The following is an 18524-nucleotide window of genomic DNA, read 5'->3' as shown; positions in this document are numbered from 1 at the left end:
CGCTAGTTACTCGCTATGACGAATATCTGGAAATGGTAGAAAGTGCCAAGCAGGCTGGTTTCTCTGGATCAGATGTTGAGTTTTTATATTTCGATAATAAGCAATCAAATCAATACGATGGTTATAGCGGTATTAACAAGGCCATTCGCATTGCACGTGGAAAATATTTGATTTTTTGTCATCAGGATATTTTATTCAAGTTTGATAGCCGGGCTATCCTTGATCAAAGAATTGAAGAGCTTGAACAGCTGGACCCAAACTGGGCAGTGGCTGGCAATGCTGGGAAAAGTAAATTTGGTCAGGTGAAAATCAGAATTTCAGATGTTAATTACAGTGATTTACATGTTGGGCCTTTGCCTTCTGAAGTAATGACGCTGGATGAAAATTTTTTAGTTATTAACAGACAGCAAAACATCGCATGTTCTCCTGTGCTTTCAGGCTTTCACATTTATGGCACTGATTTATGCCAGAACGCCAATGCACTGGGCCTAAAAAATTATGCGATTGATTTTCATCTTTATCATAAAAGCCCGGGCCGGGTAGATCAAACCTATTACGATGCCCAAAATGCTTTCATGCAATTGCAGTATCATCGTAAGCAAAGCCAGTTTATCTGGGCCATGTGTTCAAGCTTTTTTGTGTCATCTTCCAGAGTTTTACTGTTTATCTGCAATAGATATAGAGTCTTACGCTGGGCTAGGACAGTAAATAAGCGTAGAACCCGTGTTTAGACTAATTTCTTAAATCAGGGTATGCCCGTTGTAATATCGTCATAAGACGCTGAGCATAACTATGTTCTAAATGAGCTTTATTACAACTGGCTTGTGCATCAATATCAGGCTTAATTTTCATTTTCGCGGTTAGTTCTGCTGCGTTATTAAAGTAAATAAGATCTTTTTCAATGTTGAAACAATGGAGCAGGTCGCTACTGTATTCTGTTACTAGAATTGCACCTGCTCCCATTGCTTCAAAGCAGCGCATATTCAGTCCTATGCGGGTATTATTATGATTAATAATATTCAGCACATATTTATATTGTTGGTATAAATCAGAAACTTGGCTCAAGCTAAGGTTATGCGGATGAGCCGTAATATAATCGGATTTGAGTTTATCCCATCCTTTCCCGTAGACATTTACTGGAACTTGTATCTGTTGTAAGAATGCTTGCCTGTTTTCTGACCAGGCACCAATAAATAGCAGCGCATCTTTACGGGGCATGTTATTTTTAGGAGGATAAAAAATAGATGGGTTAAACCCCAATGGCAAATAAGCAACCTGATCAATTCCCATTTGACGGGCATCATCCAGAAAGCTACTGTCAGTAAAGAAAAACTGGTCAATAAGCGAACTGCTAAATTTTAGCCGATCATCAAAGAAATCCCCAATCCAGTGATAAATTTTTGCCTTTGGTTTCGCATGTTGTAAAACTTCAAGTAAGGGCAAACTGAGATAAAATAAATCTGCAATTAAAATAATATCTGGTTGTGTATTCTGAATTTTTCTAGCCAATAATTTGGCAGTATAATGATCCAGATTCTGATGGCTCAGCTTTAGGATTTTTTTTAAAATCCGTTCATGCCAGTTATTATGATTAAGGGCAAAACCATCAATCTGAACACCGGTAAGACTCGTTTTGGCATCTAGTAAACCCTCATACCATTGTAGTATGCCGCCACGTTTGCCTAAGACTAGTATGGAAGGTTTGCTCATGTTTAACAGTTTAATTGTAGCGCAAAACCCATTATAACGTAGAACAATTCCGCTAACGCAGCTTTTGAATAATACTTATTGCGATAAGATCGCAATTAAATGATGAGTGACCTGATGGTTTATAACCCATTAAATTTTTAAGGCCTGAAACATATAAAAACCATTTCTCATGATCTAAAGCGATACACTGTAAGCCATTAAAACTTTCCAAAAATTAATAGATTGTTATGGATTCTCAGTTGGCAAAAGATAAAGTGGTTTGCGTAGTACGCACGCCATTACAATTATTTAATGCCATTGAAGCCTGCCAAAGATTTCACCAGAATGACTTAAAATATCTGGTTTTGGTTGCTGGTTCATCTGTAGATTTAAACATGATGCAATCCATGCTTCAGCCGGATCAGGACTGGGCATTAGTGCATACCGTTATTTTTCAGGGCTGGCGTAAGCATTTTTATGGCTGGCAGCTCAATTACTGGCTACATACCCTAAATCCTGTTAAATCAGTCTATATTGGAATGATTACTCATGTTCCGCTGCATATAGTGAACGTGCTGCAACCTGCCCATATATGGATACTGGATGATGGCAATGAAAGCCTAATGATTGCCCGGCAGATTCATGCATGGCAACAGCAGAAAACTACACTGCAAAACCGTTGGCAAGACCAGTTGCTTGACTTGCAGCTCAATCCTCAAAGACTCCTTAAGGCAAATTTCTTTAGTACCTTTGACATTCAAGCGTCTGATAACATCTTAGTCAACAATGATTACCGCTGCTTTAAAGCAAAAGTTCACCTTTTGCCAATACGCCCAGACATCCTGGTGATTGGTTCAAATCTGGTGGGTACCTATTTAAAAGATGAGTCGACACTGTTCTTACGCTTGCAGCAGTTGCTTCAACATTTGCCGCCAGAGGTTCCGCACTGGTATGCACCACATCGATATGAGCCAACATCATTGATTCAGCAGATTCAAAAGCTGGGCTATCAGATTTATCAGACGCCTAGTATTCTTGAGTATAGCCAGTTACAACAGGGTTGGCGTTTTTCAGCCAGCTATAGTATTCGTTCTACAGCCATCGAAACACTTTATAAAATTTATGAAATTCCCGGATTCTTATACCAATTACCTGCAAGTGATTTTATTAATTTATCGAAATGGGAAGAGTGTCTCTACATCTGGCAGCAATATCCACATACCATAAATCTTTGCGATGGGAAAAAATAAGACTGAATTAGATTTTAAACCTGCAGGCTAATCAGCTATTTTTGTAAAAACAAGCCATAAAATTAACAAAATTATATATTTAAGTTTCAAAATAAATTTGAGTAAGGCCTGATATATGCCAGAATAAATTTTTGTTGGGTCGATTTATGATTTAGAGAATTTTATGACTGTAAAAAAAGCAGTTTTACCTGTAGCAGGATTGGGAACACGTTTTTTACCGGCCAGCAAGTCAATTCCAAAGGAAATGGTTACGGTGGTAGACCGTCCGGTGATTGATTATGTGGTTCAGGAAGCGATTGCAGCAGGGATTGAGCAAATTATTCTGGTTACACATTCCTCCAAGCGTGCGATTGAAGATTATTTTGATAGTTACTACGAGCTGGAAGATACCTTGCAAAAGAAAAACAAGCTTGAGTTGCTGGAAACCATTCAGACAATTATTCCTAAAGGAGTTGATGTGGTAGCCGTACGCCAGCCGCAGCCTTTAGGACTAGGGCATGCGGTGCTGTGTGCAAAATCAGTCATCGGTAATGAGCCGTTTGCCGTGCTCTTGCCGGATGTGCTGGTTAAAAACACCAGCCAGCAAAATGACTTGCAGCAAATGATTGCACATTACAGTGAAACCCATCATTCCCAAATTATGGTAGAACAAGTGCCTGAGCAACTCGTATCACAATATGGCATTGTAGATATTCAGGGGCAGCAATTAGAAGCAGGCCAAAGCTTGCAATTAAAGGGAATTGTTGAAAAACCAAAAGTTGATGAAGCACCGTCCAGCCTTGCTGTAGTAGGTCGTTATGTATTACCTGCCCGTGTCTTAAGCCTACTGGAACAAACAAAGCCCGGCGCCGGTGGCGAAATTCAGCTCACTGATGCGATTGCTGCACTAATGCATGAAGAATTTGTAGATGCATACCGTATGTCTGGTAAAACCTATGACTGTGGTAGCAAGCTGGGTTATCTGGAGGCTATTTTAAGCTATGGTATTGATCATCCCCAACTCGGTAAAGACTTTATAAACCTGATTCAAAACTCCCTTAAGTAATAGACTGGTACAATGAAAATACATGTTTATGGCGATAACCTGTGCGCATTGGTGAGTGCCGCTCTGTTTGCATCCGTAGGCCATGATATCTGGCTATGCCTGCCAGAAGGCCGGGTCAAGCAGACGCTAGAAGCAGGTGAGGAAGCTTATCCTGAACCACGTTTGCAGGGTTTGCTGGATCAGCAGCGTAAAGAGCAGCGTCTGGTCTATACCAATTTAAATGAACCAATGCCTGATGATCTGGAAGCTGTATTTCTGGCATTTGCACCTAAAGATTTCGGATTGGCAGAACAGATTGTTAAAAAACTGGGACAAAATGATCAGCATCTATTGGTCATTAATCAGTCAACCTTTGCTGTAGGATGTTCAGCGCGCTTGGCCAGTCATTTATCGAGCCAGCAAAGTCTGGTCTATGTGCCTGATTTTATTCAGGAAGGGGTGGCAATTGATAGTATTGCACGACCCAACAAAATTATTCTGGGCATGGATGATCCGCGTGCTGAAAACCAGATTCGTGAGATTTTCAGGCCATTTAACCGGCTGAAAGATCATTTCCTAAAAATGTCTCTGCGTGAGGCAGAATTTACCAAGCTGGCTGTATCAGGCATGCTGGCTACCCGCATTAGCTTTATGAACGATTTATCTAATGTGGCAGATGCGATTGGCGTTGATATTGAGCAAATTCGCGTCGGCATGGGAAGTGATAAGCGCATTGGTGAAGCTTATTTATATCCCGGATGCGGTTTTGGCGGGCAAAGTTTTTCTGAGGATGTGATTAATCTGGCACAAACAGTGTCAGGTGTAGGGATTAAAAGCAAGCTGTTACATCAGGTGCTACAAATTAATGAAGACCAGAAAGAAGTGTTGTTTAGAAAATTATGGCGCTACTTTGACTGTGACTTAAGTAATAAAACTGTTGGGATTTGGGGAGCAGCCTATAAACCAAATACCAACAAGATTGACAATGCACCCATTTTAAAAATTCTTGAAGCACTTTGGGCACAAGGTGCAGTGGTTAAATTGCATGACCCGGTTGCTCTGGAAAAAATTGCCCAGCTTTATGGACAGCATGAACAATTGATTTTATGCGAGTCACAATATGATGCCGCAACGAATGTAGATGCCTTGATGCTGGTCACTGAGTGGAAACAATACTGGAATCCCAATTTCCGGCGGTTAAAGCAATCCATGAATCACCCGCTAATTCTGGATGGTCGTAATATTTATAATCCGTATTATTTAAAAGATCTGGGCTTTGAATATGTTGGCATTGGAAGGGGAATATAAGATGCAGGTTGATCATTCACTTCCGCCCTATGAACAGCTTAAAAAATATGCTGAGTTTTCAAAAACAGTTCATTTGAAGGACTTATTCAATCAGGACGCAGCCCGGTTTGACCAGTTTAAACTGGAAATAGGACCTTTGCTGTTTGACTACAGCAAGCAGCGGGTTACCCGCAATATTCTGGACTCATTGAACCGGTTTGCAGATGCTGCCCAGTTGCGTAGCTGGATAAAAAAACTATTTCAGGGTGACAGGGTTAATGATACTGAAAACCGTGCTGCCATGCACTGGGCTTTGCGTATTCCAAACCTATCAGATGAAGAACAACAGCGGTCAGCCTCAGCGCTTGATAATGAGATTTTGCAGGCCATTCATAAGCAGATTGATCACATGGGTTTCCTGGTGGATCAGTTACATCGTGGCCAATACCGCGGCTGTACCGGAGAGGTCATTACTGATGTAGTGAACATTGGTGTTGGTGGTTCAGACCTTGGCCCGCTAATGGTTAGCCGGGCGCTGGAAGATTATCGAATTAAAACACCACAAAATCTTCAGGTTCATTTTGTATCGTCTATGGATGGCAGTCAGGTGTCGCATGTATTGCATGAGCTACGGCCTGAAACTACTCTGTTTATTATTTCATCCAAATCTTTTACTACGGTTGATACCTTATATAACGCTGAAACTGCCAGAACCTGGCTTGAGCGTAAGCTGGGTCGTAATTCAAGGGTAGACCGCTGCCATTTTATTGGTGTATCGACCAATAAGGAAAAAATGACCGAGTGGGGTATTTATCCTGAGCATCAACTTAGCATGTGGGATTGGGTGGGTGGCCGCTTTTCATTATGGTCAACGATTGGTATGCCGATTGCCCTAACCATTGGTATTGAAGGCTTTAAGCAATTGCTGGCGGGTGCTCATTTTATGGATCAGCACTTTCAAAATGCGCCGTGGTCTGAAAACCTGCCTGTGTTGATGGCGTTGATTGGCATATGGAATACCAATTTTCTCAATATTAAGACGCAGGCCATTTTGCCCTATGACGGGCGGCTGGAATATCTGGCAGATTATTTACAACAGCTCGAAATGGAATCCAATGGCAAGTCAGTCACCCGTGAAGGGGAACGCGTCAAGCTTGGAACTTGCCCGATTATCTGGGGTAATGTTGGCCCTAATGCCCAACATGCGTTTTATCAGCTTTTGCATCAGGGCACTGAACCGATTACTTGTGATTTTATTGCACCCGCCTTACGTTACCATGCCCGTGAAAAGTTGCATGCGGAGGCTGCCAGTGAATTACAGGCACAGCATCAACTGGCGCTGGCCAATTGTCTGGCACAGTCCCGTTTGCTGGCACTGGGTGAGGGCGCGCTGGATGAAGGTTATAATGATTTGCCCGTGTATAAACGCTACTATGGTAATCAATCGAGTTCGACCATTTTGCTGCATGAATTAAATCCCTTTAGCTTGGGCGCTTTACTAGCAGCTTATGAGCACAAGGTTTTTGTACAGTCGGTGATTTGGGGAATTAATCCCTTTGACCAATGGGGTGTGGAGATGGGTAAGGAAATTGCCAAGGAACTGCTACCAGCCTTACAAGGCAAGCAAGCCAGCAAGCAGTTTGATTCGTCAACAGAAGGCTTATTGCGTTTTATTTTGGGATAGTTTTTGTTTTTAGAAGATAAAACTCCCCTTTGCTTAGGGGAGTTTTTCTTGCAGCGATATTAAAAAACTTACACGGTTTTATTTTCAATTAAACGGGTGAGTAAATCGATATATTGCTCGACACCATTATTTTCCAGCCAGCCTTTGCTTTCAATATTCAAGCGCAATAAAGGCTCGGTGTTGGAAGCACGCAAGTTAAAGCGCCAATTGCCAAAATCAAGGCTAATGCCATCAATGGTGTCCATGGCAGGTTGCTGTGGTGCAAAATAATCAAGTACACGCTGAATGGTGGCTTTGCTATCATCCACCACAAAATTGATTTCACCACTACACGGAAATTTTGCAATCCGTTCATTCACCAATTCAGATAGTGGCTTGCCAGTTTGGGAAATCAGTTCAATCACCAAAAGCCAGGGAATCATCCCGCTGTCGCAGTAGGCAAAATCACGGAAATAATGATGGGCACTCATTTCGCCGCCATAAATGGCATTATCCCGGCGCATTTGCTCTTTAATAAAAGCATGACCACATTTGGATTGAATGGCTTCACCCTTACTTTCCTCAACCATATCAATGGTATTCCAGGTGAGGCGTGGGTCATGAATGATTTTTTCACCGGGTGCTTTAAGCAAAAACGCCTGAGCCAGCAAGCCAACAATATAATAGCCTTCAATAAACTGGCCGGTTTCATCAAACAGGAAACAACGGTCAAAATCACCATCCCAGGCAATGCCAAGATCAGCTTGATGCGCCAGCAGCGCATCGCGAGTGGCAGCGCGGTTTTCCGGCAATAACGGGTTAGGAATCCCATTTGGAAAATTGCCATTGGCTTCGTGGTGGACTTTAATAAACTCAACAGGCACATTGTGCTGCACAAATTGCTGCTCTATGGCATCAATCACATGACCCGCTGCACCATTTCCTGCATTGACTACCAGCTTGAGTGGCTTTAACTGACCAATATCAATATAGGTCAGCAGGTGTTCAACAAATTCTTTTAAAATGGATTTTTGTATTAAGGTGCCTTTTTGCAGGCCTTCTACAAAATCCTGACTTTCCGCCAGTGCCTGAATTTCTTTTAAACCACTATCGGCGCTAATCGGGTAGGCATTTTCACGTACCAGCTTCATGCCATTGTAATCCATGGGATTATGGCTGGCAGTGACTTCAATGCCGCCTTGTACATCCAGATGAAATGCACCGAAATAAACTTCTTCAGTACCTGTCATGCCAAGGTCAATCACATCAACCCCCGCATCCATTAGACCACGTGCAGTCGCTTGTTTAAGGCCTTCACTGGTTAAACGAATATCACTGCCAACCACTACAGTTTTAGGCTGGTAAATCTGGCCATAGGCACGGCCAATCCGGTAGGCAATATCTTCGTTGAGTTCTGTGCCAAGGCGGCCACGAATGTCATAGGCTTTAAAACAGGTAAGTGGTGTCGTCATGTTGTTTAAACATCATTTTACGGTCATTATGAGTTAATTTTAGCTTAGTTTTACTTAAGAATTTGATTCATTTTAAGTTAATTTTTTTTAAGGCTTTTTATAAACATTGGACAAATTTTGCATTTGCTTAAAGCGCTTGTAACCCCACATGTATTGCTCGGGAGCACGGGCAATCAGGCGCTCAATCTCGGCATTCAAGGCATTCACTGATACCTGTAAATCCTGATCCAGAATCCGGTGGTCCAGTAGTTCACAAACGACATCAAAGCCCGATAAACCTGGCCGACGGATACAACTAAGCCCAAGCACACTGCACTGGGTTTTTTGCGCCAGCTTGGATACCAGTGTGGTGGTTAAAACCGGATGGCCAAAAAAAGGTGCATAAATCCCCCCGGAATAATCCGGCACATGATCCGGCAAAATGGCTGTAAAACCTCCTTTTTTTAACGCCTTAAAAATGGCACGTACACCAGAATCATCGGTGGGCACAAGGGTAGCGTTCAGGCGCTGGCGTGCTTCCAGCATAAAACGATCAACACCGGCATCCTTGCTGGGCTTATACATAATGACTGGACTGGCGTACTGGTTTAGCCAGGCATTCATCAGCTCCCACGTGCCAAAATGCGGTACGACAGCAATAACGCCATTCGGGTTTTTCAGTGCTTCCAGCAAAATATCAGTGCCTGAAATACTGTGGATTTGCGCCAGGCTGTAGGATGTTGGCATGCCCCAGCTTTTAATGGATTCGGCGGCAGTCAGGCATTGGCTGTAAATACTGGCTCGTTCCAGTTGAAGCCGTTGCTGCTGGCTTAACTGGGGATAGGTTAGTGACAGGTTAACACGCACTACCCAGCGCATGCCTGCATAGGGCATGATGATAATAAATAGGGCAACCCAGCGCGCCAAATAGTACAGGACTGGAAGCGGCAGGCGCGCAAGAATCTTGAGTAAAAAATACATGGCAGGATATTTGTTCCCAGCAAATTAGTTATTGCTGAGCACCACCCAGCCACGGTCGTGCTTGACCACAGTCATTTTGCCATTTTGCGTGCTAGGCCCAACCAGCGGTAAATCCAGTTTCACCTGAATATCACAGCGATACTGTTTGGTACTATTTGATTCTTGCTGGCTTTGATTTTCCTGATTGGCAGAAGCTTCTGGCTGTTCGCAGGATAGTTTTTTAAAATCCTGTAAGCCAATTTTCATGCGGTCACCGCCAATTTTTACAGCAAGCTGATTAGCTTCTGCCAGTGTTTCTTCATAGGCCTGCCGTAATTCTGGTTCAGTGGGTTCACGGGAGCAACCAGTCAATAAAATAGCTGTTGTTAAACTTATTATTGTTAAAAAAAGACGCATGCGTGTGTCCATCCCAAGAGTTAAACTATTTTACTCAAAAATATTTTGTGCTTAAACCAAAAACTGACATAAGGTGCAGTCATGACTACCAATCAAAGGCCTGGCTTCATAAAAAAACAGCTTAAACACTGGCTATTTGCCGGCATCATAGGGTTGATGACCTTGCAAAACAGTCAGGCTATTGAAGTGCAAACCTTGCCACTTGCCAATACCCGGGCTGTGGTGGTAACTGTGGATATTAAAAAAGATAATCTGCAATTGTTTTTAAAGGATAATCGTGGAAATCCGTACCAATCGTTTGCAGCGATTAATCAGCAATTATTAAAACAGCAGTCAGTACAGCGACAATCTGCATCCCAACAACTGATCTTTGCCATGAATGCTGGCATGTTTCATCCCAACTATTTGCCGGTTGGCTTGTATGTTGAGCAAGGTCGTGAGCTATATCCATTAAATACAGCAACGGGTACAGGCAACTTCTTTATGCAGCCGAATGGCGTATTTTTGCTCAAAACAGCAGATAAATATCCTTCAGGTGCTGATAGTGTGCAGGTGGTAAGTACAACTGATTTTCAAAGCAACCCACCCAAGCATATCTGGCTAGCAACCCAGTCGGGGCCATTGCTGGTTTATAGGGGAAAAATTAACAGCCAGTTTAATCCAGCCTCAAGCTCACGTTTTATCCGCAATGCCGTAGGCGTTAAGCAGTCCACTAAAGCGGTATTTGTGATTAGCGAACAGCCCGTGAGTTTTTATGAATTGGCAGACTTCTTCAAAAATACCCTAAAAATAGACAATGCATTATATCTGGATGGAACCATTTCCAGCCTGTATTTGCCTGCGTTAAATCGTCATGACCGGCAGCGTTTTTTGGGGCCAATTATTGGTGTGACACAACCTGTAGCACGGAACAGTTCACTAAAGTAAGCATTGACGACTTTTAGTACAGGTCATTTGTGCTAAACCACTGATAACAATAAGGCCGTATAGACTGATAGCTGATGAGTCCTATGTATTAGGAATCATAATTATCAGGATTACCCTTAACCACCATATAAAGCAGGGCCAATAAAATCAGGGTGGCGCAGAAGATTCCACTTAAGGTATAAGTGGCCGCGCGCTGCGAATAATTTAAGTCCAGCCACTGCTGATGGACGGCTGTCTGGAGCAAAATGCACTGAAGAACAGCAAATCCAATGATTAACCAGCCATTTCGTTTTACTTCAGGACGCATTGCCATAGCTTATGCCTTTCAATACTAAAAATTATTTGTAGGTCCAAATTGTCGCATGAAGCCCCAGACAGGGCAACTGAAAGGACAACTTTAAAACACTGATTCAAACAGCAATAACATTTTAAAAGTTAAAGACAAAAAATCAGCTCAAGTATCCAGCTATAAAAAAAGCCCTCACTGGGAGAGCTTTTTTAGTACCGCGTTATAAATTAAGCAATACCTTAAGCCTGTCCAGCTTCGGCTTTTGGTTTTTCACGTAGGCGAATACCCAGATCACGTAACTGGTTGGCATCAACAGGGGCTGGTGCCTGAGTTAATGGACATTCAGCTGTTTTGGTTTTCGGGAAGGCAATCACTTCACGGATGGAGTTTGCGCCAGTCATGAGCATCACCAGACGATCCAGACCAAAGGCCAGACCACCATGTGGTGGCGCACCATATTTCAGTGCATCCAGCAGGAAGCTGAATTTATCTTCGGCTTCCTCATCAGAAATGCCTAGCGCTTCAAACACCGCTTTTTGCATGTCCAGCGTATAAATACGCAAGCTGCCACCACCAATTTCAGTACCGTTTAAGACCATGTCATAGGCAACAGACAAGGCCTGACCCGGATTGGTTTTCATGTCCTCAACCGAACCCTTTGGCAGGGTAAATGGATGGTGAACAGAGGTCCATTTGCCATCGTCTGTTTCTTCAAACATCGGGAAGTCAACCACCCACATTGGCGCCCATTCACAAGTTGCCAGTTTCAGGTCATGGCCAATCTTCACACGTAGTGCGCCCATGGCATCGTTTACAACCTTGGCTTTATCTGCGCCAAAGAATACGATGTCGCCATTTTCAGCACCAACACGTTCCAGCAGTTGCAATACAATCGGTTCAATGAATTTGACGATAGGTGATTGCAGACCAGCAACGCCCTGGCTCAAGTCATTAACCTTGATGTAGGCCAGACCTTTGGCGCCATAAATACCCACAAATTTGGTGTATTCGTCAATTTGACCACGACTTAACTCGCCTGCACCCGGTACACGCAAGGCTGCAATACGGCCTTTCGGGTCTTTGGCTGGGCCGGCAAATACCTTAAATTCCACTTCCTGCATCAGGTCGGCCACGTCAACCAGTTTCAATGGAATACGCAGGTCTGGCTTGTCAGAAGCATAATCACGCATGGCATCGGCGTAGGTCATGCGTGGGAATTTATCAAACTTCACGTTCAACATGGTGTCAAACAGCTCAACGGTGAGGCCTTCCATCATTTGCATGATGTCTTCATCAGACATAAAGGAAGTTTCAACGTCGATCTGGGTGAATTCCGGCTGACGGTCAGCACGCAGGTCTTCGTCACGGAAGCACTTGGCAATCTGGTAATAACGGTCAAAACCAGCCACCATCAGCAATTGCTTGAACAACTGTGGTGATTGCGGCAGGGCAAAGAAACTGCCCGGCTGGGTACGGCTAGGTACCAGATAATCACGCGCGCCTTCTGGCGTGGCACGAGTCAGGATCGGGGTTTCAACATCCAGAAAGCCATTGCGATCCATATAATTACGGATCAGGCTGGTGACTTTGGAGCGGAACACCATACGTTCCTGCATTTCCGGGCGACGCATATCCAGAAAGCGATATTTCAGGCGGTTTTCTTCGGACACATTGCTAAATTCATCATTCAGCGGGAATGGTGGCGTTTCAGAAACGGCTAGCGTTTCAATTTCTTTGGCCAGCACTTCAATCTGACCACTCACCATATTGGCATTTTCGGTGCCTGCATAGCGCTTGCGCACATAGCCTTTAATTTTTAATACATATTCGGAGCGTGCACGGTCGGCAGTGGCAAATGCTTCTGGCGTATCCGGATCAATAACCACCTGGACCAGACCTTCACGGTCGCGCATGTCCAGAAAAATCACACCGCCATGATCGCGGCGACGGTGTACCCAGCCGCATAAGGTAACAGTTTGATCCAGTTGGGCTTCAGTTAAAGAGCCACAGTAATGAGTTCGCATCATGGCGCGTAGAGTCCACTAATTATCTAAAAATTTGAGCGCTTTTGGGGAACGCATGAAAACGGTCAATTATGCCTATATATAGCTAGCGGCTCAAGACGCTTTTGTGCTTTTGAAATTTGTGCTTTTAAAGTTTGTGGCAGACAAAGTTTTTTATCAGCAAATTTTTTATGGGTTGCAGTATCTGGTTGTTGAATTAATAAATATGTTATAACATAACATTGTTCATTTGGGTTTTTATGATAACAGGCTTTAAAGAAGCCAGACTTTTGCAAACATGCTTTTGAAAAAACAGGACAATCTTATGCACCTAAAACGTCATCCCCTCGTACAGGCAATGGCGCTGGCTATGCTACTGGCACCAGTTCCTATGAGTGCATGGGCAGAAACATCGGGCGAAACTCATCGCAATGAAGCAGAACAAGAAGCGCTTGGTCAGTCTGCCAATAAAATATCTGCTAGTACAACGCCTGCCAACATAGCCCCTGCCAATACTAACGCAAACATTAATACATTACCGACCATCGTCATTAGTGCGCATCCGCTGGATCGAACTGCTGCTGATATTGCCACCCCAGTCAGTGTGGTTGAGCATGATCAATTGGCCAGCGGGGCAACGACATTAGGACAGGCACTGGCCGGGCAGCCGGGCATTTATGCCGATAGTTTTGGCGGTGGGGCCAGTCGCCCTGTGATTCGCGGGCAAACTGCGCCCCGGGTGAAGGTATTGTCGGATGGTTCAGAAGTCATGGATGCTTCCGCGATTTCACCGGATCATATGGTGACGGTCGAGCCATTATTGTCCGAAAAAATTGAGGTTTTACGTGGGCCTTCAACCTTGCTGTATGGCAGTGGTGCAATTGGTGGGGCTATTAATGTACTGGATAACAAGATTCCCACCCGTATGCCTGAAAATGGACTTGAGGGAGAAGTCAATTTAAGAGGCAACACAGTAGCGGATGAAAAAGCGGCGGCAGCGGCTGTCACAGTGGGGCTGGGTGAGCAGTTTGCCCTGCATGTTGAAGGGGTTAAACGCGATGCCAATGATTATAAGGTACGTGGCTACGCGCCAGAAGGTGAGAATGAAAAACGGGTCGATGGTTCTTATGCGACAGGTGAAAATGCCAGTGTAGGGTTGTCATGGATTGGCGAGCGTGGTTTTGCCGGCTTGGCCTTTACCCAGCGCAAGGATGAATATGGCTTGCCCGGCCATAGCCATGAATATGAAAGCTGCCATCCGCATGGTACGCATTTGCATTGTGGCGGACATGATGAGGGACATGAAGGTGAAGATGAAGCGGCACATGATCATGATGACGGCCATGAACACGATCACGACCATAATCATGAAACTGCACCGTGGATCGAACTCGACAGCAAGCGTGTGGATTTTCGGGCAGAGTATGCACAGCCATTTACCGGGTTTGACAAGATCCGGGTCAGGGCAGGCTATACTGATTACCAGCACGATGAAGTAGAAGAGGGCAGTGTCGCAACCCAATTTAATAATAAAGGCTATGATGGGCGCATTGAATTAACGCATGTGCCAGTGGCCGGTTTTGAAGGCGTGCTGGGTCTGCAATATGCGCGCTCGGACTTTGAAGCCAATGGTGAAGAAGCCTTTTTGCCCAAAACCCTGACTGAGAATATCAGTGCCTTTTTGCTGGAGCATTATCAGTGGAATGATGTCCACTTTGAGTTGGGTGCGCGACAGGAATGGCAAACCATTAATCCAGAACTGGGTCTGGCTAAATTTAGCACAAAGGACTATGACGATACGGCGACTTCCGCGTCTTTTGCAGCCACCTGGGAATTTGTGCCGGATTATGCACTGGCTTTGTCACTGGCCCATTCTGAACGTATGCCAAATACCCAGGAGCTATACGCCAATGGAGGGCACTTTGCCACTAATACCTATGAGCTGGGTGATGCCAATCTAAGCAATGAAAAATCCAATAATGTTGAGCTGAGCCTGCGTAAAACGTCGGGTGATTTCACCTTTGGCTTAAGTGCCTACCATAATCAGGTGGATGACTATATTTATGCCAAGACACTGGATCGCTTTGAAGATTTTCGCCTGATTCAATACACGCAAGCTGATGCTACGTTTAATGGTGTTGAGGCTGAAAGCAGTTACTGCATTGACGACAATTACACAGCTACTTTGTTTGGTGATTACGTACGCGCCAAACTGGATAGCAGCGATTTAAAAGGAAACAGTAATCTGCCACGTATCCCGGCAGCACGTCTGGGCAGCCGTATACAGGCCAACTGGGATGCCTTGGGTGGACAACTGGGCGGTGCACTCGAATACGCGCATGTGTTTAAGCAAAATGATATTGCCGACTATGAATCCACCACCGCAGGCTATAACCTGATTAATGCCACACTGGCCTATGATGGTGAGTTAAATGCCCGCAACAGCTATCGGTTATATCTGCAAATGAATAATTTGCTGGATGAAAAATACTATAGCCATAGCTCGTTTTTATCGACCATTCCGCAGCCTGGCCGTAATTTTACTGCGGGCATACAGCTAAAGTTTTAATTGATTAGCCACATTTTGAGTTTAATCCTCAGCCACTTTATTTGATCAATAAGGTGGCTTTTTTTAAAGATATAAAAAACACCATAAAGAACACCCAGCCAAAAGAGATATTCAGGCTGGGCTTATTTGTAGTTTCAGACAGTAGTTTCAGTGCTGTAACTTAAGCTTTTTTACGACCTGCAAAACGGCCAAAACGCTTGTTAAAGCTGGCAACACGGCCTTCATTGCTGGCCTGACGCACTTCCCCTGTATAAAACGGATGCGAGGCACTGGAAATATCCAGCGTGACATAAGGGTATATTTTGCCCTCAAATTCACGGGTTTGTTTGGGCTGTAGGGTAGACCGGATGACAAAGTACACATCGGCGTTGGTATCGTGAAATAACACTTCCTGATAGGACGGATGAATATTGGCGCGCATGATTATTCTCTTGGCTTTTAAAAGATATATTATAACATAACGTTTATTAAAAATAAAAAGCTGCCTAACCTTAAAAAACAGATGAGTCACTGGATTGCATAAATACTTAAATTTTAAAGGAGGGATGAATTACACTATGCTTAAATAATTCCTCAAGAGTGATGTATGCGTTTTTTTCAGTATTTGCTTAATCAACTAAACTGGACAAAAAAAACCATGTTAATGTTTTTGCTGGGATTGTGGTGTCTGGCTTATCTGGCATCGGCAATTTATCAGGTTTATAAGCCATTACCGCAAGGCTTGAATGTGGCCTTGCCGCTGCGTACAGCCGGGCAGGTACAGTTTCTGGGCGATTATACCTATACCGACCAGCAGAACCAGCGCCACCAGCAGCAGGAAATTTTTGATCAGGCCTTTGACATGATCAGTCAGGCACGCCGCATGATTGTGGTGGACATGTTTTTGTTTAATGATTATGTAGGTGATTCTAAGGCCAAATACCGCAACCTGACAGCCGAGCTGACGCAGGCGCTGATTGCCAAGCATAAAAGCCAGTCTGACATACAAATTGTGGTGATTACCGATCCCATTAACACAGTTTATGGTGGCCAGTTCACCCGTAACTTGCTGGACTTGCGGCAGGCTGGAGTTGAAGTGATTGAAACTGACCTTAAGCCACTGCGCGCGTCCAATCCCTTATGGTCGGGATTCTGGTATTTGTGCTGCCAGTGGTTTGACAACAACCCGCAGGCAGGTTGGCTACCCAATCCACTGGGTGCTGATAAAATTACCTTGCGCAGTTACTTCACCTTGTTTAATTTTAAGGCCAATCACCGCAAAACACTCATTACTGATGCCCCAGATGGATGGCAGGCGCTGGTAACTTCGGCCAATCCACACAATGCCAGTAGCTGGCACGACAATACCGCGCTCAAGTTTTCTGGTGCGGCTGCGCTGGATGTTCTGGAAACCGAACGGGCTGTTGCGCGAATGTCGGGTGCCGACTTGCCCTTTATTGTGACGGCAGTGCCACCACCGGCCAGTGATGATCAGCCACGTTTGCAGATCCTGACTGAAGCCAAAATTCGCGATGCCTTGCTCAATAGTTTAAATACCGCACAATCGGGTGACCGGCTGGATATTGCCGTGTTTTATTTGTCGCATCGTAAAATCATTGCAGCGATCAAGGATGCAAAACAGCGCGGTGTCAACGTTCGCTTGCTGCTAGACCCGAATGAGGATGCGTTTGGCCGTAAGAAAAATGGTATTCCCAACCGGCAGGTGGCGATGGAGCTTAAACAAGCAGGCGTACCGTTACGCTGGTGTAGCACCCATGGCGAGCAGTGTCATACCAAAATGCTGGTAAAAACCAGCGCCAAAAATGGCCAGGCTGAGCTGATTTTGGGGTCTGCCAACTTTACCCGTCGCAACCTGAATAACCTGAATCTGGAAACCGATGTGCGCCTACTGGCCAATGCAGATTATCCTGCCATTACGCAAGCGCATGCTTATTTTGACCGGGTCTGGACCAACCAGAATGGCCAGAATTTAAGTGTGGCTTATGAAAAGTATAAGGATGAATCGCAATTGAAATACTGGTGGTATCGCTTTACCGAATGGAGTGGTTTGTCGACGTTTTAATCTGTTGTGTATTATTGTCTATCATTGACTTAATCCCTTCTAGGCGTCAATAAAAGTTTAGAAGGGATTTTTATATGGACAGATTTTAAATTATGAAGGCTTAAACTGTATTAAATAAATTGACCAGAAATGCAGTAATTGCTTTGCGTGTTCAATCAGCCAGTAATCGATATAAATTAATGTGGCTATACCTCCAGCAATGAACGCCACTTGCAGGCTGTATCTACTAAATCCTGAAAAGTTAAGACAAAAGCGATAGCCCAGCGCCAATATAAGTCCACCCGCAAAGCCACCCAAATGGGCAATGCTATTAATGCCACTGACAAAAAGACCCAAGCCCAGATTCAACAGAGCCAGCATAATCAATGCATTTTTATTGAGTAGGTATTTAGGCTCAAGGTCTTTTTTAGGCCATAACGCTGCAACCAGTAGTGCACCGCCCATTCCCATAATCGCGCCTGAAGCACCAGCACTGACCATCGGTGTCAAACTGTTATTAAGGCTGCTATTCATGCTACTACTGGCTTGTAAAATGGCAGTATTTGAAAACTCTAGCGCATTGTGCAGGCTTACATAGTTGCTGGCTAAATTACCGGCAATGCCTGCAAGCAGGTAAATCACCACATACCAGAATCGGCCATAATAAAATTCGGCATACACACCAAACAAATATAAGGCCCACATGTTCAGTAGCAAGTGCACAAAACCAATATGCAAAAATATGCTACTGAGCAAACGCCAGTTTTCACTGGTCAGGGTGAGCGGTGCAAAGTCAGCACCCCATCTGATCAGGTCAGGCACACTAGGGTCAGTTGCACTGACACCACTCAGCACCTGCCATCCAAATATACCGCAATTAATGGCAATGAGCAGGGCAGTGAGCCACCAGTAACGAAGTGGCTGTTTCAACAGATATTCATTCATGGATAAGAC

The 18524-nt window shown here is 44.3% G+C and carries 16 protein-coding genes; 8 read left to right on the top strand and 8 right to left on the bottom strand.

From position 1 onward, the window contains the following. Positions 1 to 32: 32 nt before the first annotated feature. Positions 33 to 731 (top strand): glycosyltransferase family 2 protein, encoded by a 699-nt coding sequence (locus Q337_RS0106480; protein WP_228133089.1) that lies wholly within the window; start codon positions 33 to 35, stop codon positions 729 to 731. A gap of 1 nt (position 732) precedes the next feature. Here Q337_RS0106480 and Q337_RS0106475 read toward each other — a convergent pair whose 3' ends face one another. Then, on the bottom strand, positions 733 to 1710 hold the full coding sequence (locus Q337_RS0106475; protein WP_026470908.1) for a CgeB family protein: 978 nt from the start codon (positions 1708 to 1710) through the stop codon (positions 733 to 735). Positions 1711 to 1949: 239 nt separating this feature from the next. Between Q337_RS0106475 and Q337_RS0106470 the strand changes: the two genes are divergently transcribed. The 4 genes from Q337_RS0106470 (at position 1950) to pgi (ending at position 6934) form a co-directional block, all read left to right on the top strand. Continuing rightward, a complete protein-coding gene (locus Q337_RS0106470; protein WP_156935716.1) occupies positions 1950 to 2939 on the top strand; it encodes a hypothetical protein in 990 nt (329 codons plus the stop codon). 163 nt (positions 2940 to 3102) lie between these two features. After that, positions 3103 to 3984, top strand: a complete 882-nt coding sequence (gene galU / locus Q337_RS0106465; protein ID WP_026470906.1) for a UTP--glucose-1-phosphate uridylyltransferase GalU — start codon at positions 3103 to 3105, stop codon at positions 3982 to 3984. Positions 3985 to 3996: 12 nt separating this feature from the next. Then, a complete protein-coding gene (locus Q337_RS0106460) occupies positions 3997 to 5271 on the top strand; it encodes a UDP-glucose dehydrogenase family protein (protein ID WP_026470905.1) in 1275 nt (424 codons plus the stop codon). Position 5272: 1 nt separating this feature from the next. Then, positions 5273 to 6934, top strand: coding sequence for a glucose-6-phosphate isomerase (pgi, locus tag Q337_RS0106455; protein WP_026470904.1), 1662 nt, complete (start codon positions 5273 to 5275; stop codon positions 6932 to 6934). Between the two features lie 68 nt (positions 6935 to 7002). Here the strand turns inward: pgi and Q337_RS0106450 are convergent, their stop codons facing one another. The 3 genes from Q337_RS0106450 to Q337_RS0106440 form a co-directional block, all read right to left on the bottom strand. Next, on the bottom strand, positions 7003 to 8385 hold the full coding sequence (locus tag Q337_RS0106450; protein ID WP_026470903.1) for a phosphohexomutase domain-containing protein: 1383 nt from the start codon (positions 8383 to 8385) through the stop codon (positions 7003 to 7005). A gap of 87 nt (positions 8386 to 8472) precedes the next feature. Beyond that, complete coding sequence (locus Q337_RS0106445) at positions 8473 to 9345, bottom strand: lysophospholipid acyltransferase family protein (protein ID WP_026470902.1); 873 nt, start codon at positions 9343 to 9345, stop codon at positions 8473 to 8475. 24 nt (positions 9346 to 9369) lie between these two features. Beyond that, positions 9370 to 9741: a hypothetical protein gene (locus Q337_RS0106440; protein ID WP_156935715.1), complete on the bottom strand. Its 372-nt coding sequence runs from the start codon at positions 9739 to 9741 to the stop codon at positions 9370 to 9372. An 81-nt stretch (positions 9742 to 9822) separates the two neighbouring features. Between Q337_RS0106440 and Q337_RS0106435 the strand changes: the two genes are divergently transcribed. Continuing rightward, positions 9823 to 10668, top strand: coding sequence for a phosphodiester glycosidase family protein (locus tag Q337_RS0106435; protein ID WP_051526620.1), 846 nt, complete (start codon positions 9823 to 9825; stop codon positions 10666 to 10668). Between the two features lie 88 nt (positions 10669 to 10756). Here Q337_RS0106435 and Q337_RS0106430 read toward each other — a convergent pair whose 3' ends face one another. Together Q337_RS0106430 and aspS are read right to left on the bottom strand one after the other, a co-directional pair. Next, positions 10757 to 10981, bottom strand: coding sequence for a hypothetical protein (locus tag Q337_RS0106430; RefSeq protein WP_026470899.1), 225 nt, complete (start codon positions 10979 to 10981; stop codon positions 10757 to 10759). A 215-nt stretch (positions 10982 to 11196) separates the two neighbouring features. Then, positions 11197 to 12984, bottom strand: a complete 1788-nt coding sequence (aspS, locus tag Q337_RS0106425; RefSeq protein ID WP_026470898.1) for an aspartate--tRNA ligase — start codon at positions 12982 to 12984, stop codon at positions 11197 to 11199. 301 nt (positions 12985 to 13285) lie between these two features. On the opposite strand from aspS, the gene Q337_RS16985 reads away from it, so the two are divergent. Continuing rightward, entirely contained in the window at positions 13286 to 15529 is a 2244-nt protein-coding gene (locus Q337_RS16985; protein WP_051526619.1) for a TonB-dependent receptor domain-containing protein, read from the top strand. A gap of 160 nt (positions 15530 to 15689) precedes the next feature. On the opposite strand, the gene Q337_RS0106410 is transcribed toward Q337_RS16985, so the two are convergent. Then, on the bottom strand, positions 15690 to 15950 hold the full coding sequence (locus Q337_RS0106410; RefSeq protein WP_026470897.1) for a type B 50S ribosomal protein L31: 261 nt from the start codon (positions 15948 to 15950) through the stop codon (positions 15690 to 15692). A gap of 165 nt (positions 15951 to 16115) precedes the next feature. On the opposite strand from Q337_RS0106410, the gene Q337_RS0106405 reads away from it, so the two are divergent. After that, positions 16116 to 17591 carry a phospholipase D family protein gene (locus Q337_RS0106405; protein WP_026470896.1) on the top strand — a complete coding sequence of 492 codons (1476 nt, stop codon included), beginning with the start codon at positions 16116 to 16118 and terminating at the stop codon, positions 17589 to 17591. A gap of 90 nt (positions 17592 to 17681) precedes the next feature. On the opposite strand, the gene Q337_RS16980 is transcribed toward Q337_RS0106405, so the two are convergent. Then, positions 17682 to 18515, bottom strand: a complete 834-nt coding sequence (locus Q337_RS16980) for a rhomboid family intramembrane serine protease (RefSeq protein WP_051526618.1) — start codon at positions 18513 to 18515, stop codon at positions 17682 to 17684. Positions 18516 to 18524 lie beyond the last annotated feature (9 nt).

This window comes from Alkanindiges illinoisensis DSM 15370 (genome assembly GCF_000619845.1).
In the GTDB taxonomy this organism is placed as follows: domain Bacteria; phylum Pseudomonadota; class Gammaproteobacteria; order Pseudomonadales; family Moraxellaceae; genus Alkanindiges; species Alkanindiges illinoisensis.
The sequence above is the reverse complement of the archived record's forward strand: the minus strand, read 5'-3'. Positions and strand labels throughout refer to the sequence as shown.